We start from the raw sequence: 13832 nt of genomic DNA, 5'->3' as shown, positions 1-13832 counted from the left end.
ATCAGTGAGCGGGAGTGGGTCTTGGGGCCAAACCTGTGCACTGCGGACATCCCGAACGGTTTTGGGTGTCCTGGTCGCCCGCTTTCGCTCGGCATCCGGCGACACGGATCGTGTCCGTGGGCCGGGGATGCCGGGGCGGGTTTCCTCGCGCCCTCGGTCGCTGGATGGGGCCTGGGCGGTCCGATGCCCGCCGGCATCGCTCTGGTGCTGGCGGGGCGGTGCCGTCCGTCGTCTGATCCGGTGTCCGAGGGCGCGTCTACCGATCGCCACCGAGGCGGCGGCGTGTCGGGGGGTCTTGCGGTTCTTGCTGGTGAGCGGTTTCTGCCAGTGTTCGGCGCCCCACACCGAGGTGTAGGCGGGATCCACGGCGATCACGCCGATGCCGGCTTCTGCGCACATCGACAGCAGGCGTGCGCGGAGGCGGCCGGTGGGGATGCCGGAGATGAGCTGCCGGAACTTCTTCTTGACGCCGTGTTTCTCGCGGGTTTTGGAGTCGGTGAAGTCGAGGTCTTCGATCGCGACGGCCTGCACGCCGGTGGTCTTGGCCCAGTGCAGGAGGCGGGTGAGGACGTGGCGGAGCTGCGCGTCGCGGTGCGTGGTGGTGCAGGACAGGTCGTAGTCGAAGCGGCGCGGTGCGCCCATCGGGTTGCCGTGCCGGTCGAGCTGCCATGCGGCGAGGTGGTCGGCGTTGGTGTCCACGCCGACCACGCCGTCAAAGCGCAGGGTATCCAGGGGGATGACGGGAAGGTCTTTGCGGGTCCAGGACGCGTCCAGATACCAGCCGTCACGGGTCACGTCGAGGTGGATGCGGTAGGCCACGGCCCGGTTGCCGGTGATGCGGTCGCACCACTCGGCGCCCCGGTGCGGGAAGCTCACGCGGGCAGCGAGGACGTACCGGCCGTGCCTGGCGTTGGCCAGGTGCGCGAGCGACGCGGGGAGCCTGATCGACACTTCGCCGTCCGGGGTGACGCGGACAGTCTCATTCCCGTACCGCTTTCCGGACTCGCCGTCAGCGGTGAAAAACCAGCGGGCCGCTTCCCACTCGGCGCCACTGGATCTCGGTCTTGCCTGCGACGGTGAGGTTATGACGCTGCTTGAGCAGTTGTCTGCCACCCCGCACCACCGACACACGCCCGGCCTCACGCTCTGTACGGACACGCTCGTACTCGCCCTCAAGGATGACCGGCCGCCGCGCTTTTGGGAACCACTCGTGTCTGGAGCGGTAGCCGCCCGGCATGCCCCGGCTGCCCTTCTCACCCAAGGGGAGAGACAGACGGTGCCGGACGGTACGGATACCAGCGTCCAGCGACATGAGGTGCTGGTGCTGGGCTCGGCGGGACAGCCCCCACCGCCGACCGCCCCGGGCGCGGTGTTCGCCTCGATGTTCACCAGGATCGTGCGCGGCCCAACCCGCTGAGCCGGTACCGGCAAGGTCCCCTCACGGAACCACCGATAGGCCGTATGCGGGTGCACACCGTTCGCCCTTGCCCATTCTGAGCTTTCCGGACCGCACCGCCCGGCGCCGACTGGCCGAAGCCGCCCAAGCGCACGAGGAGCGCAATCGGCGAGTGGTGCGCAGCTGGCTTCGGTCCGTGAGCAGCTGAGCCGCCAGGAACGCCGTGCCGGGTGGGTGCCGACGACGACCTGGATGTCATGCAGCGGTCGGCGAGGTGCCGGGGACGGCCGGTCCACGGCGGTCGGAGCGGAAACTCGGTTGCTCGCCTTCGAATGTGGTGGATGCAATTGGTCGGCATGGTGACTGAGGCGGCCGGAGCGCCGGGAGCGACGGCGTGGACATCGCCGGGCTCGACGGCCATGGCCCGCAGATTGTTACCCCACGTCATGGTCCGCTGACCAGTACGGCTGAAGGGTCGGACTATCCGTTGTGTGCTTCGAGCTCGGTCGCCAGCGTCTGTTGGGTGGCCGCCCACGACGCCAGGAGCGCCAAATTGTCAGCGGTCGGCGTGCCCGCGGGTGCGGTGTAGACGTTGAGGTGCAGGCCGGGTTCGGCGGGCAGTTCCAGGGACTCGACGTCCAATTCGAGCCGGCCCACGATCGGATGGCACACACGCTTGCGGCCGGACCGGTGCAGCCGCACGTCCTGAGATGCCCACCGCTGCCGAAATAGCTCACTGCACGTTGACAGTTCGCCGACCAGGGCGATCAGCTCCTCGTCGTGCGGATTGCGGCCGGCTTCCATGCGTAGCTTCGCGGCCACGTCACCGGCAATTCGGTCGTAGTCGACAAAGAAATCTCTGGCCGCCTCGGGGCTCAGATAGACGAACCGCGCTGTGTTCGCGGGCCGTCGCGGGTCGGCCAGCACCGGTGAATACAGCGCGCGGGCGAGTTGATTCATGGCGAGCACGTCATAACGGCCGCTACCGATCCAGGCCGGCGCATCGGAGATCGCGTCGAGCACCTGCTGCAGTGTCGAGCGCACCGTCACGGCAGGCCTACACCGGCGTGGGCCGCTGGGCGCCCTGGACTGGCGCGCGAGGTGGAACAGGTGGTCGCGCTCGGCCTCGTCGAGTTGCAAGGCAGAGGCCAACGCGTCGAGCACGCCATCGGAGGCACCGGCGAGGCTGCCACGCTCCATGCGCACGTAGTAGTCGACCGATACCCCCGCCAGTAGCGCTACCTCCTCGCGGCGCAGACCTTTGACCCGACGGTTGCCGCCGTAAGCGGGCAGGCCCGCCTGCTCGGGTGCGATGCGGGCGCGACGCGAGCTGAGAAACTCCCGGATATCGGTGCGTAGATCCATCGTGGCCATCCCCTCACCGTACGCCCGTCCCGCAGCCTAAGGGGTACCCGTTGCGGTCGTCGCGACGCCGCCGTCTACCGGGATGATGGCGCCCGTGAGGTAGGACCCAGCCCGGCTAGCGAGAAACACGGCGATACCCGCCATGTCGTCGTCGCGGCCGAGCCGGCGCAGAGGGGCCGCCGCTGAGATCGTGTCGCCGATGGCATCGAGCGTGGACGCCATCATCTGCGACGGGAACACTCCCGGTGCTACCGCGTTCACCGTGACGTGCTGTGGGCCCAGCTCCCTGGCAAGCACTCTGGTGAGTTGATGCAGTGCCGCCTTGCTGCTGGCGTACGAGTAGTTGGGCGCCTGGGCGACGTGGATGGCGGCGATACTGCCGATGTTGATGATCCGCGCGGGATCATCGGCGGTGCCCGCCCTGCGAAGTGCGGGGAGCAGCGCCTGCACGAGCCAGAACGGCGACTTGAGGTTGAGGTCGATCACTGCGTCCCAGGCCTCGTCCGGGAACGTCGCCAGCGGCTCGCGCCACATCGCTCCCGCGTTGTTGACAAGGATGTCCAGGCATTCCGAGTCGGCCTTGACAAGATCAGCGAGGCGCTGACACTCGTCGCGCCTGGACAGGTCGGCGGGAATTGCTCGAACGTCGCCGAATTCGGACAGTAGATGCTGTGCCTCCGCGCACGCGTCTGCCTTCCGTGAGCTGATGACGACGCGGGCGCCTGCCTGGAGAAGTCCCCGCGCTATCATCATCCCAATGCCCCTGGTGCCGCCAGTGACAAGAGCGTACTTCCCACTCAGATCGAAAAGTTCTGTGTGAGTGGTGAATTGGTTGTCCGCCATTGGTCTCCGTCCCTTCTGTCGCGGAAGAATGCGCCGACACGGTTCGCACATTCGGGGCAGCTGAATTGAACTGATGAGGGTAAAGCTGCGGTGCGTGTCCATGGAGTGTTGTCGGCGCTTTCGACTCAACCAGGTTGACACGTGTTTTGGACGTCTGGGAGACCCTGGTGATACAGGAACTGTGAGAGCCCCCCTTGCCTGGTGCGCTGACTCACTCAGCTGAGTTCCACTGGCATCCGCACGAAGCCCACGGTGACGTGACGGGTGGTGCCCACGACATCTCCGCAAGGAAGAGCCGGTCACGTGGGGGACCGAGGTGTTTCGGCGACGGCCCGGCGCAGTATTCGCCCGCAGGGTGAACGGGCCCGTAGCCCGGTCCGGTCACGTCAGCGAGGACACGTATTGGGCGGCGGGGCTTCGGCGCAGCCACTGCAGGACGCGGTAGGGGGTTTCCCGCGTCGGTCAGAACGACGGCGAGGGGTTGGAGTGGCTGGGTCACGCTTGCGCCGTCCGCGGAAAGCAGCTCGGTCACGCGGGCGGCCAGGATGCAGCGGGGGGGCAGCGGTGGCCGGAGTAGAGGTCCGCCGGTTCGCCGCAGGCCGAACACCGCTCGGCCGGTTCGTCGGGGAACGAGCATGCCTTGCACAGGAGGGTTCCCTCGGCCGTCTGACCTATCAGGATGCGAGGTCGGCTGCACGTTGCGCACGGTGCGGGGGTCGACAGAGCTGTTCTGTAGCAGGACTTGCCCACCGGCCCTCACGGCCAGAAGACCTTGACCTTCGCGACCTGGCCGCACAGGGCACATGCGCACTCAGCACGTGGGCGGCACGTGTCGCAGTGGAACGGGCCCCGGCCGCCGTTGATGTGGTGGCCTGGGCGGACCCTTTCACAGATGGCGCAGGTCTTCTCGTGTCGCTTGTAGCACCGGTCGCAGGTGTCCGGCCTGGTGCCGTCGGCTCGGGCGACGATGGGGACGATCTGTCCGCAGACACCGCACAGGCGGGGAGGGCTGGAGTAGCAGCTGCCGCAGACCGGTCCGTCGGAGGTCAGTGCGTTTACCCGGCGTAGTCGTCCGCAACGGCAACAGGTCTGGGTGTTCTTGGGAGCACAGGTCTGGCAGAGGCTGGTGCCGTCGGGCAGGAGCCGGTACGAGATCATCATCCGCCGGCAGTCGACGCATTCCTCCTTGGCGTCCGCCTCCTTGTTCCTGCACGGACTGCAGATGCCGCCCTCCGATCGGCGGGCGTAGATGCTGGCCACTTCGCCGCAGCGGGCGCATGGCTTCTTGGCACGTCGGCCGGCTCAGCGTGAACACAGTCGCCCCTCCGCGGCCGGCCGAACGGCGCCATCACCAGACCGACCGCGCCGTCCAGCAGGGCGAGCCCAGTGAAGCGGGCCCGATCCACGGCGGCCGGGGCACCGCGGGCGACCGGCTCGGCGGCCGAGCCGAGCAACCGGTGGGCCACGGCGGTCAGATGCGGCGGGTCCGCCTCGAAACGCGCCGCGAGTCATCCGGCGTCCCCGGTCCCGGCCGGCCGCCCGTCGTCCCCCGTGTTGTTGCGCAGTCGCCGGGCCGGTCACTCAGGCAGGTGGCGGGTCGGACGCCGGAGCAGGTGGCGGGTCGCTTGTCAGGCCGCCTGTCGGGTCGTGCGCCGGATCACTCGTCGGGGCGCGTGCCAGATCCAGTCGCAGATCACGTGCCCGGCAGGACGTCGGACCGAGCGCCGTGGCTCAGTCCTTCGAGGATGCCTGCCCGGTCGGCCCCTGCCGCGGGTCCCGGCCACTCGATGCCAGCGCCCGGTCGAACGCGGGCGCGTCCTCCGGCACCGGCACGGGTTCGGCGAAGCCGTCGTACTGCCGGTAGAGGTCGGCGTGCTCCTCGACCACTTCCAGGACCAGGCGGGCGGCGCCGCCCGAGAGCCGGAACTCCTGACCGGTGGCGACCGCCACGTCCCAGCCGTGCACCGCCATCTCCTTGATGATCATCGCGGCGATGCCGGCGGCCGGCATCTTCGCCATGCCGAGGTCGATCTCGCCCGCCCAGACCGCCGGGTCCGCCCAGGCGGCTGCGGCACGGTCCAACTGAGCCGCGTACGCCTCGGCCCAGGCGGGATCGGCGGTGAAGTCACGGGCCGTCAGTTCCTCGGAGAGTTGCCTGCGCAGGGCGCGGTGCTCCAGGCCGTGCGAGGTGTAGAGGACCCAGTGGTTGACGAGGGCGCGGACGTCCCAATCGGGGCAGTGGGTGGGGTCACCGAGCCGGGCGGCGGGCACACCGTGCGCGACCCGGGACGCCTCGGCCGCGCATTCGAGCAGGTAGGGGTGGAGATCGTGGTACGTCATGGCGCCCACGCTAGGCAGCGCCGAGTCACCTCTCTTGAACAAACGCGACAGCGTCGACGCGGGGGCGGGCGGGTCCGGTGGTCGGGTCCGGTGGGCGTGCCGGATCGGCACGCTCGCCTCCGCCGCAGTCGCAGCCGGAACCTCGACGCCTTGCCGCGGGATCCGGGGCTCACCCGCCTCGTACGGGGGCTCAGACAGCGCGCCTCGGTCCGCGGAAGGTCACGCTGCCGGGGCGGTCAGTTCCACGAGCTTGAGCACGGTGTTCCAGTTGCGGCTGGTCGCGATCACATCCTTGGTCCGGCGCGGCCGGGACAGGGTCTCGGCCAGTTTGGAACGGCCGAGACCGACGGGGGCGTACAGGTACAGGACCCGGTCACCGAGACGGAACTCCTCCGGGAGATGGGCCGCCAGGTCGATGTCGGCGTAGCCGGCCGGGTCGGCGGGCTCGGAGAAGTAGGTGACGTGGAGTTGCCTGGGCTCAAGATCGGCGGCCGGGAAGGGGCACGCGTCGGCGACCGCCTTCAGATAGGTGTGATCGCGCACGAGCGTGTCCACCCGGAAGCCGAATCTCTGTTCCAGCGCCCGGCTGATCTCCGCGGCCAGCGACTCCTCGTCGCCGTGGTCGGTCCCGAACACCGCCTGGCCGCTCTGCAGATGGGTGCGTACGCCGTCGTAGCCGAGGCCCGTCAGGACTTGGCGCAGCTCGGCCATCGGCATTTTCCTGCCGGTCACGTTGACTGCGCGCAGCAGCGCCGCATAGGTCTTCATCCGCACACGATAGGCGGCCGCCGTGCCCCGTGGGGGCGGGCACGGTGGCCGGGCCCGTGGCCGCGGGGACCCGTTGTCGCGCGAACCCATGGTCGCGGGCTGGTCGAAACTCTGGCCGATTCCAGGGGCTGGGATCAACCTCTGCGCAGACCTGTTACTCACCCGACGGGGCTTCGTCATCACAAACCGGCCGTCTTCCGGCGGATCGGAACCAGGCCCGCCGGTCTCGCGAGAGCCGGCGAGCCTTCGCCGCTTCGCGGGGTCAGCCGCGGTGAGCGCGGAGTTCCGCCTCGATCAGGTCGGCTGCTCGCCGGGTGCCGCCCTCCTCGGCCGTCTCGGCCTGGATCCGCTTCAGCCGCCGGGCCACCTCGGGGTCGTCGGCGAGGGCGAGTGCCGTCGACCGCAGGGTCGCGGCGTCGGCCTCCTCCGTGTCCAGGCGGCGGGCCACGCCGAGCCCCTGGAGCATGTCGGCGTTGCCGAACTGGTCCACGGCCTGCGGCACGGCGATCATCGGCGTGGCCGTGACCAGCCCCTCCTGGCTGCCGCCCGCACCGGCATGCGTGACGAACAGGTCGGCCTGCTTGAGGATCGCCAGTTGCGGGACCCACGAGCGCACCTCCACGTTCGCGGGGATGTCGCCCAGCTCGGCCGGGTCGACGTGCCGCCCGATCTGGAGCACCAGGTGCCAGCCCGGCAGGTCCCCGAACGCCGCGACGCACTCCCGGTAGAAGGTGGGCTGCTTGGTGAACGCCGATCCGAGCGACACCAGCACGACCTTCTCGGCACCCGCCGGGCGCCGCCACTCGCCTTCCGCGGCACGGTCGCCCTGGCAGGCGCCGACGAAGCTGTACACGCGCTCGTCGACCCGGTCGGCGTTCGGCTGGAGCGCCTTGGGGATCAGGACGATGGAACGGCTGGGGTGGCCGGCGAAGGTGTCGGGGTGCTGGGAGATCCCGTTCTCCCGGAGCCAGCCCTCGAAGCGCCCGTAGTACGCCTGGCCGCGCTCGGTCTTCCTGGGTTCGGCCCACATCGGCTCGGCCACCTCCTCCTCGTAGCCGTCCCAGGCGACCAGGTTCGGGGAGAGGGAGATCGCGGGCACGCCCCACCGGTGGGCGAGGACGCGGGCCGGATAGGAGGCGATGTCGTGCAGCACGAGGTCCGGTACGCCGTACCCGCCGTGCTCGTAGGACTCGATCAGCTGCGGGAGCGTCTGGATCGCGTCCGCCAGGAACGGCTCCACGTTGTCCAGCAGGGTGGTCCCCCAGGCTTCGGGGTCCGCGTCCGGGCCGGGCAGCGTGGAGGTGTAGGTCACGGGCACGGCCCCGGTCCGGGCCACCTTCTCGGCGAAGACCGGCGGGATCCCGTACGTCACCCGGTGCCCCCGCGCCACGAGTTCCCGGATCACCTCCAGGCTGGGGTTCACATGGCCGTGCGCGGCGATGGAGAACATGGCGATGTGCGAGGGATGGGTCATGCCGTCGACGCTAAACGAGACGATACGTCTCGTGCAATGAGGTTTCCCGGCGGGTGCGCCACAGCCGCCGGAGCACCGCGGCCCTGAGGTCCGGCCGTGGCCCCGGCCGCGCCGATCCGGTCGCGCGGCTGCCCCCGGCGCACCGCATCGAGGTCCCGCGCACATCCGCCGACCTGTGCGGATGCGAGACTGGCCGGCGGGCGGCGCGGGTCGGACGGCGCCGTGGGCACGGACACGGAGGCGGACGATGGACGAGGCACGCGCGCGGGATGTTCTGGCCGCGGCGGGGGTGCTGCCGGGTCCGGCCCGGGACGCGCGGCTGCTCGCGCTGGGCGAGAACGCGGTGTTCGCCGCCGGTGACCTGGTGGTCAAGGTGGGCCGCGCCGCCGAACTGCTGGAGCGGGCCCGACGCGAACTGCGGATCGCGGGCTGGCTCGCCGAGGCGGGCGTCCCGGCGGTGCGGGCGGCCGAGCCGCAGGCCCGGCTGGTGGCGGGGCACCCGGTCACCGTGTGGCACCGGCTGCCCGCGGCCGTACGGCCGGCCGAGGCGCGGGACCTGGCCGAGCTGCTGCGGCTCGTGCATGCTCTGCCCGCCCCTTCCTTCGCGCTGCCGCCCCGCGAGCTGCTGGGCGGTGTGGAGCGCTGGCTGCGGCTCGCCGGTGACACGATCGACCCCGAGGACGCGGCCTATCTGCGCGAGCGCCGCGACGGCTTCGCAGCGGCCGCCGCCACGCTGACGCCCGAGCTGCCGCCGGGCCCGATCCACGGCGACGCACTGCCCCGCAATGTGCACATCGGCCCGGACGGACCGGTCCTGGTCGATCTGGAGACCTTCTCCGCCGACCTGCGCGAGCACGACCTGGTGGTCATGGCCCTCTCCCGGGACCGCTACGGCCTGCCCGCCGAGGAGTACGACGCCTTCACCGGGACGTACGGCTGGGACGTGCGCGCCTGGACGGGCTGTTCGGCGCTGCGCGGCGCCCGGGAGACGGCCAGTTGCGCCTGGGTCGCCCAGCACGCGCCGGCCAGTCCTGCGGCGCTGGCGGAGTTCCGGCGGCGGGTGGCCTCGCTGCGGGACGGGGACGAGACGGTGCGGTGGTACTCCTTTTGAACCGGGCCCCGTTCAGACCCGTTCGTCCGCAGCCTCCCGCAGCGGCCAGGTCCCGTCGACCACCGCGCCGGCGTCGCCCTTGCGGCGCAGGAAGTTCTGGAAGTCCGCCGCCAGGTCCGCAAACCACTCGATCTGACGGCGGTGCAGGTCCGCCGGGCCCAGTTCGGCGATCTTAGGGTGGCGGTCGGCTATCGCACAGGCCAGCCGCGCCGCGGCCAGCGCGTCGGCCGAGGCGTCGTGGGCGGCGTCCAGCACGATGCCGTACTCCGCGCAGACCGCTTCGAGGTTGCGCTTGCCGCGACGGTAACGGTCGACCCAGCGGTCGATGGTGTAGGGGTCGACGACCGGCCCTGGCGGGGCGCCGCCGAGGCGGTCGGAGAGCGACGGCAGGCCGTGGCGCCGCAGTTCGGCGGAGAGCAGGGAGAGGTCGAAGGCCGCGTTGTAGGCGACGACCGGCACGCCCGCCGTCCAATGCGCGGCCAGGACGCCGGCGATGGCGTCCGCCACCTGGTCGGCGGGGCGGCCCTCGCTCGTCGCGCGTTCGTTGCTGATCCCGTGCACCGCCACCGCGTCGGCGGGGATCTCGACGCCCGGATCGGCCAGCCACTCCCGGTGCCCCAAGGGCCGGCCGGCCCTGACCTCGATCACGGCGCCCGTGACGATGCGCGCCTCGCGTGGATCCGTGCCGGTCGTCTCCAGGTCGAAGCCGATCATCAGCTCCTGGTGCCAGCCCATGGGCGGCCCCCCTTCTTGGTGGTGCGTTCCCCCAGTGGTCTCCACGATCGCACGCGCCACTGACAATCAGAGGACCGCGTTCCGCTTGTGCCGAGGGGTGGGCCGGGCACGACTCAGGACACGGGGCGCGAATCCGCCCAAGCCAGCTCGAACTCCTCGCGGTAGGTCGGGAAGAGACCGGCTTCCACCACATCGTCCGGCTTGACCAGCCGGCTGCCGCCGCGCAGCACCAGCACCGGCGACTCCATCCCCCGCGCCCCGCGCAGATAGGACTGCACCACGGCTATCCCGTCCGTGCCGTCACCGTCCACGAGGTACGCCGTGAATCGCGGCGTCTCGTCGTACACCTGGATCTCGAAGGCGCCCGGGTCGCGCAGCCGGGAGCGCACCCGGCGCATGTGCAGGATGTTCATCTCGACCGACCGGCTCAGTTCGCCCCGCTTCATCCCGAGTTCGCGCTCCCGGCGCTTCACCGCACTGGAGGCCGGGTTCAGGAACAGCAGGCGGACCCGGCCGCCGGACTCGGCCATGCGCACCAGGCGCCGCCCGGAGAAGTTCTGCACGAGCAGGTTCAGGCCGATGCCGATGGCGTCGAGGCGGCGGGCCCCGTCGAAGATGTCCTCGGCCGGGAACTGGCGCAGCAGCCGCACCCGGTCGGGATGGACGGCGACCACGTCCGCGTACCGGTCGCCGACCAGGTCCTCCACCGCGTCGACGGGCAGCCGGCGCGACGACGGCACGTCACCGCCGGCGCCCAGGATCTCCAGCAGCCGGGCGGAGGCCCGCTCGGCCTGGCTGAGGACGGCCTCGGACAGCGCGCGGTTGCGCGAGACGACGTTGCGGGTGACCTCCAGCTCGTCCAGGGCGAGCTCGACGTCGCGGCGCTCGTCGAAGTAGGGCTCGAAGCAGGGCCAGTGCTGCACCATCAGTTCGCGCAGCTGCGGCAGTGTGAGGAAGCTGAGCACGTTGTCGTCGGCCGGATCGAGCAGATACCCCTTGCGGCGGCTGACTTCGCGTACGGCGACCGCGCGCTGCACCCACTCCTGTCCGGCGGGCCCCGCCGCGGCGACCACCCAGTCGTCCCCGTGGACGGGTTCGTAGACGGGCCGCAGGACCGCGGCCACGACCGCGCGCAGCCGCTGCTCGACGAGGTTCAGCCAGATGTAGGCCCGGCCGGCCCGCTGGGCCCGGGTGCGCACCTCCAGCCAGGCGTCCGTGTCCCAGTCCAGTTCCGGACCGATGGAACCCACCGCGTCCATCGGCCGGGCCAGGGACACCGCGCCGGGCGGGACGTCAGTGGAGTTCCCCTCGTGACCCTCGTCACCAGGGGGCAGCTCCAGCCCTCCCGCGCCCACCCGTGCACCGCCTTCCACTCCCCCGGAACATCCCCGTCCCAACGATCAAGGAAGGGTACTCCGCAAGCGGTCGGCGGTGCAGCAGGATGCACAGGGTCGTTGCTCAACTGCGCGGCTGCCAGTGTCCGTTCTGCCAGGAGAGCGCGTCGGGAGTGAGCGGATTCATAGCGGTGACGTCCCTGGGCGCGATGGAGAATCCCTGCCAGTGGACCGGCATGGGCTGCTGGTCCTCGTCCCGGGCGATGTGGTGGAAGCCCACGTTCACCCAGGCCACGGGGTGCGTGAGGGTCTGCCCGTTCACCCACTTGTCGACGGACTTGGCCGATCCGGCGGGGCAGGCGCCGGTGTTGTTGCTGGCGAACTGCTCGCACTTGTTGTACTCGGTGAAGTACAGGTCGTGCTTGGTGAAGCTGCGCCCGGGGTACTTGGTGGTGGCGCCGGGGACGATCTCGTACGAACGGGCGTGCCCGTCCTTGTTCTTGCCGGTGGCGCTGACCATCCGCCACCAGCGGTACGCCTGGTAGTCCCCGGCCAGTTCCTTGGTGACCGTCGTGCGGGTGGTCTTCGCGGTCGGCGCCTCCTGGCCGTGGGCGGGGGCGGAGACGGCCGAGTCGTACTGCTCGACCTTCGTCCGGGACGAGCCGTCGAGGCCGAAGTCCAGCCGCCAGAAGACGTTGTGGCTGTGGCTGGTGGCGTAGGCCTTGGCGCCCTTGCCGATTGGCCAGCCGCGGCCGTCGCCCGCGTCGTAGTCCTCGTAGGACAGGCTGCCGGTCGCGCCGACGTTCATGGTGATCGTGCCGTCGTCCTGGAAGCGCCACTCGGAGATGTACTCGTACCAGCCGACCTGGTTGACCGTGTACACCAGGAGGTCCTGGCCCTGCGCCTGGAAGACCTTGGTCGCGCTGTCGCCCTGCATCCGGTAGGCGTGGCCGCGGGAGCGGGTGGTGGTGCACAGGCCCTTGACGTTCGGGTGCTGCGGGTCCCACGCGCCGGGCACCTTGACGGTCCTGATGGTGCCGCCGGGGCACTCGCCCGGGGCGAGGTTCATCAGGCCCTGCGCGAAGCCGAAGCCCGTCAGGTCGTCGTACTCGACGCTGCCGTCGTCATAGGGGACGTGGATCTGGCCGAGCCGGGCGCTGTTGAGCACCTTGATCGGCTTGGCCTCGCCCTTGGGCTGGTAGGAGACGTCGTCCAGGACGAGCCCGGCCTTGCTGTCGTAGCGCCAGCACATCCGCCAGGTGGTGCCGCCGGAGAGTTTCTGCTCGACGCGGTAGGCGGCGCTGCACTCGGCGGCGGCGGGCGCCGCGGTGCGCGGCTGGGCGGAGGCCGGACCGGCGCCGGCCGTGGCGCCGGCGGTCAGCGCCGCCACGGACAGTCCGACGGCCGCCCGGGTGCGGGCGCGGCTGATGGTGTTCACGGGCATGAGGAAGTGACTCCCTTGCAGGAGGTGCGGACGGCACCGGGATTCGGGCGGTACCGGAGTTCGGTTCTGGGAGGCGGGCCGCGCCGGCGAAGCCGGCGGCGGGTCAGCCGCGGTGCAGCGCGGCGACCTTGCGCGCGCTGAGATCGACGACCAGGTAGCGGGTGTCGATCCAGGGCCCGTTCACGACCTTCGGGAACAGCCGTACGCAGCGGTGCTCGCCGCACTTGTCCAGGGCCGCGGGCTGGGCGCCCGGCGCGGCCCGGTAGACCGCTCCGTTGAGCAGCAGCTGGTCCGGGGAGGTCAGGTCCCGGCCGGTGGCGTCCCGGAAGTCGGCGCGCAGGCCCGCGCCCAGCCGGTCGGCGATCAGGAGCCGGGCCGCCTCGGCGTACTCGGCGCGGCCCAGCGGCGGCTGCACGCCGTGCTGGACGCCGGTCTGCACGACCTTTCCGGTGGCCAGGTCGACGGTCCTGGTGACGAGGGTGTCGTTGCGGTAGTCGTAGAACGTCACGTCCGCGCGGCGCGGCGCCGCCGGGTCGTCGACCTCGTCGGCGTCCGGCTCGGAGAGGTCGACGGTGAGCTGCTGCGGGCCGCGCGCTCCTGCGACGTCCTTGCCGGCTTCCCGCAGCTGCGGGTTGGCGGCGATCCTGGCGGCCCGGTCGGTCTCGTCGTCGGTGAGCGGGTCGGTCCCCGTACCCTTCGCGCCTTCCTCGGGCGCCTGTTCGACCACGCCGGGCGCGGGCGCCTGCTCCCCTCCCGGCACCGCCTGCCCGGCGGCCTTGCCGCCGGCGGTGCCGCCTGCTGTCTCGCCGGCCCCCGCCGTGCCCGGCAGGGTGATCGCGGTCATCACGGCGGTTCCCGCCACCGCTATGGCCGCACCGGCCACCACCTTGCCCAGATGGCGGTGCACTATGTCGCGCACAACTTCCCCCTGCTCCCCCTGTGTCCCGGGAGTACGTGTCTGCCCCACAAATTCGGCATCCGGCGCCTCATGCGGCGCCGGATGCACTGGTCGCTCGGTAAGA

Annotated in this window: 9 protein-coding genes and 3 pseudogenes; 1 reads left to right on the top strand and 11 read right to left on the bottom strand. The window is 70.9% G+C overall.

Annotated elements, in window-relative coordinates:
* The 7 genes and pseudogenes from ACFYPJ_RS16250 to mgt form a co-directional block, all read right to left on the bottom strand.
* A pseudogene (locus ACFYPJ_RS16250) lies at positions 1–1351 on the bottom strand (IS200/IS605 family accessory protein TnpB-related protein); the annotation flags it as partial.
* 32 nt (positions 1352–1383) lie between these two features.
* A pseudogene (locus tag ACFYPJ_RS16245) lies at positions 1384–1473 on the bottom strand (IS607 family transposase); the annotation flags it as partial.
* Positions 1474–1876: 403 nt separating this feature from the next.
* On the bottom strand, positions 1877–2770 hold the full coding sequence (locus ACFYPJ_RS16240) for a helix-turn-helix transcriptional regulator (RefSeq protein WP_389016554.1): 894 nt from the start codon (positions 2768–2770) through the stop codon (positions 1877–1879).
* Between the two features lie 27 nt (positions 2771–2797).
* Positions 2798–3604, bottom strand: coding sequence for an SDR family oxidoreductase (locus ACFYPJ_RS16235; RefSeq protein ID WP_389016551.1), 807 nt, complete (start codon positions 3602–3604; stop codon positions 2798–2800).
* Positions 3605–5335: 1731 nt separating this feature from the next.
* The gene (locus ACFYPJ_RS16230; RefSeq protein ID WP_389016548.1) at positions 5336–5944 is read right to left on the bottom strand and encodes a TIGR03086 family metal-binding protein; all 609 of its coding nucleotides are present in this window, start codon (positions 5942–5944) and stop codon (positions 5336–5338) included.
* 219 nt (positions 5945–6163) lie between these two features.
* The gene (locus tag ACFYPJ_RS16225; protein ID WP_389016545.1) at positions 6164–6712 is read right to left on the bottom strand and encodes a DUF1697 domain-containing protein; all 549 of its coding nucleotides are present in this window, start codon (positions 6710–6712) and stop codon (positions 6164–6166) included.
* A gap of 262 nt (positions 6713–6974) precedes the next feature.
* Positions 6975–8250: pseudogene (mgt, locus tag ACFYPJ_RS16220) on the bottom strand (macrolide-inactivating glycosyltransferase).
* A gap of 183 nt (positions 8251–8433) precedes the next feature.
* On the opposite strand from mgt, the gene ACFYPJ_RS16215 reads away from it, so the two are divergent.
* The gene (locus ACFYPJ_RS16215; RefSeq protein WP_389016542.1) at positions 8434–9297 is read left to right on the top strand and encodes a phosphotransferase enzyme family protein; all 864 of its coding nucleotides are present in this window, start codon (positions 8434–8436) and stop codon (positions 9295–9297) included.
* Positions 9298–9309: 12 nt separating this feature from the next.
* Here ACFYPJ_RS16215 and ACFYPJ_RS16210 read toward each other — a convergent pair whose 3' ends face one another.
* From ACFYPJ_RS16210 to ACFYPJ_RS16195, 4 genes are all read right to left on the bottom strand, one after another.
* Positions 9310–10032: a 3'-5' exonuclease gene (locus ACFYPJ_RS16210; protein WP_389016539.1), complete on the bottom strand. Its 723-nt coding sequence runs from the start codon at positions 10030–10032 to the stop codon at positions 9310–9312.
* 113 nt (positions 10033–10145) lie between these two features.
* Complete coding sequence (locus ACFYPJ_RS16205; protein ID WP_389016536.1) at positions 10146–11387, bottom strand: SAV2148 family HEPN domain-containing protein; 1242 nt, start codon at positions 11385–11387, stop codon at positions 10146–10148.
* A gap of 103 nt (positions 11388–11490) precedes the next feature.
* Entirely contained in the window at positions 11491–12810 is a 1320-nt protein-coding gene (locus tag ACFYPJ_RS16200; RefSeq protein WP_389016533.1) for a copper amine oxidase, read from the bottom strand.
* Between the two features lie 103 nt (positions 12811–12913).
* Entirely contained in the window at positions 12914–13729 is an 816-nt protein-coding gene (locus ACFYPJ_RS16195; protein ID WP_389016530.1) for a Tat pathway signal sequence domain protein, read from the bottom strand.
* Between the last annotated feature and the right edge of the window lie 103 nt (positions 13730–13832).

This window comes from Streptomyces sp. NPDC006012, assembly GCF_042871185.1.
Lineage (GTDB): Bacteria > Actinomycetota > Actinomycetes > Streptomycetales > Streptomycetaceae > Streptomyces.
This window is presented reverse-complemented; position numbering and strand designations above follow the sequence as displayed.